This window comes from Pyrobaculum sp. (assembly GCF_049971835.1).
Taxonomy (GTDB): Archaea; Thermoproteota; Thermoprotei; order Thermoproteales; family Thermoproteaceae; genus Pyrobaculum.
Genome location: NZ_JBMFKV010000322.1, coordinates 1 through 1,742 on the forward strand (window position 1 = coordinate 1; position 1,742 = coordinate 1,742).

The window sequence follows — 1,742 nt, forward strand, 5'->3', positions numbered from 1 at the left end:
GTCTTCTATACGACACGGCCAAACCACGCCGTCTGCACAGCCAGAGAGATTGTACCCAACACCATACCTTTCATAAGTCCTGCGAGAAGCCTCCTCTAAGTCACGGCTACATGCAATTAGAGAAGGCGCCCCCATAGGTGCCTCTACATTCCAAATCTCATGGTGAAACCTATCAGGATGAAAGGGCCTTAACTCCACCGTCCCAACTACGCCGTATGTGGAGAGGGGGTCCTCCACCGCGGGTTTAAACTCCCCCACATACGTCCTAAACTCCTCGTCGAGATAAACCCAGCGGCCGTCCGGCAGTACGCCCAGCACGTGGTGCCAAGCAGGCCTCCCACCCACCTTCAAATAACCCTCCGGCTCCCTCACCACCTCAAGAGACACACGGCCAACCCCACGCCTATAGCCGCGGTAGATCCTCTCAAGCTCTAAAGTGGCGTACGACTCCCGCCAATCCGGAGGCATGGGAAGCGGCCTAGGCCTCCCCACGCCGCTCCACAAATCCACTGCGCGAAACACCCCCTCGCCGTCGTAAACAGCCACGAAATACACATCAACAGAGAAGGCGCAGGTAGCGACAAACCTCCCACCCTCCAGCGCCCCCAACACGCCACAGATCAAGAAGTCGGTACCAAAAGCCGTTACACGTCCCTTATACTCCGAAAATCTAATATGCTTAACCAGCATGACACTTAGCTATGGCCTCCTTCACAGCCTGGTCTTCAAAATCCACAATTCTCTCAAATAACACAGCCTTGACTCTGTACTCCGGCCCCTCCCCCTCGTAGACGGCCAGCAGAGGAGCGGCGGAGTGTCTCTTGTCGAGGAGGCGGGCCCACTCCACGAGGCCGCTCCTCGCCTGGGGATATGCGAGGACGGAGTCGTCGACGGGGCCGCTTCCCAAGGCGTTGCTACCCACAGTAACCCCACGCAACGCGTCGACTCTAAAGGCGGCTAGAGCAACGCCGTATGGCGTAAAAGACCCGCCGGAGAGGATGCCGGCTTTTCTCATCTTCTCCAGAGTCGCCGCCATTTTATTAATACTACCCTCTCCACTCCTCTCAACCTCTGCAACGATAATCTTCCACTCACCCCAGTTAGCCAACGCCAAGCCATCAGGCGCGGCACCCCCAGCTCTCACACCCTTCACCTCTACATAAACCCCCTTAATTTGACTCAAATACACAGCGCCAGTACTTTTTAAATAACCCACGACGCCGCTCATGGTTACGGGTAGATCCAGCACCTCCACTGCGTCATCACGGCTAGCCAGATCCACCTCATAAGCCGCCTGTCTCACGTCGACGCGGCTAGCCAAAAGCGAAAAAACAGGAGCAAGGCGAGCCTCTGATCCCAGCCAGACCTTTCATCCACAGGCAACACCTCTCTTAACTTCAAGAAAAACCCGCTATCATACACCACGCGGTACTTCAAACACATATACCTAACACCCCGCACAGATCCCCACTCAAACTCAGCCCAAGGCACATTCACGAACCCCCTATCCCTCAACTCTTCAAAAAACTCAGACGACGTATACCTCACAACCTTCCTCTTGTCAAGAAACGCGGCGTATAGCCCCCCGCCCGCCTTACCCCTTCCACTAGGGACATAGTAAATCAACACACCCCCCACCTCTGCTGAAGGCTCTGACAAAATAGTCAACACCGTAAATGTATACGAACCTGACTTAGGTTGAAGATCTATCACTTCCTCAAACTCTCTATTTAGCTTTACAA

The 1,742-nt window shown here is 54.7% G+C and carries 2 protein-coding genes and 1 pseudogene; all 3 read right to left on the reverse strand.

Going from position 1 to position 1,742, the window contains the following annotated elements:
- On the reverse strand, positions 1-612 hold a 612-nt coding region (locus ACP5J3_RS14205), incomplete at its 3' end, for a hypothetical protein (protein WP_428496279.1).
- Positions 613-679: 67 nt separating this feature from the next.
- Entirely contained in the window at positions 680-1,303 is a 624-nt protein-coding gene (locus ACP5J3_RS14210) for a hypothetical protein (RefSeq protein WP_428496280.1), read from the reverse strand.
- A pseudogene (locus ACP5J3_RS14215) lies at positions 1,300-1,742 on the reverse strand (hypothetical protein); the annotation flags it as partial. The gene ACP5J3_RS14210 and the pseudogene ACP5J3_RS14215, both read right to left, overlap by 4 nt.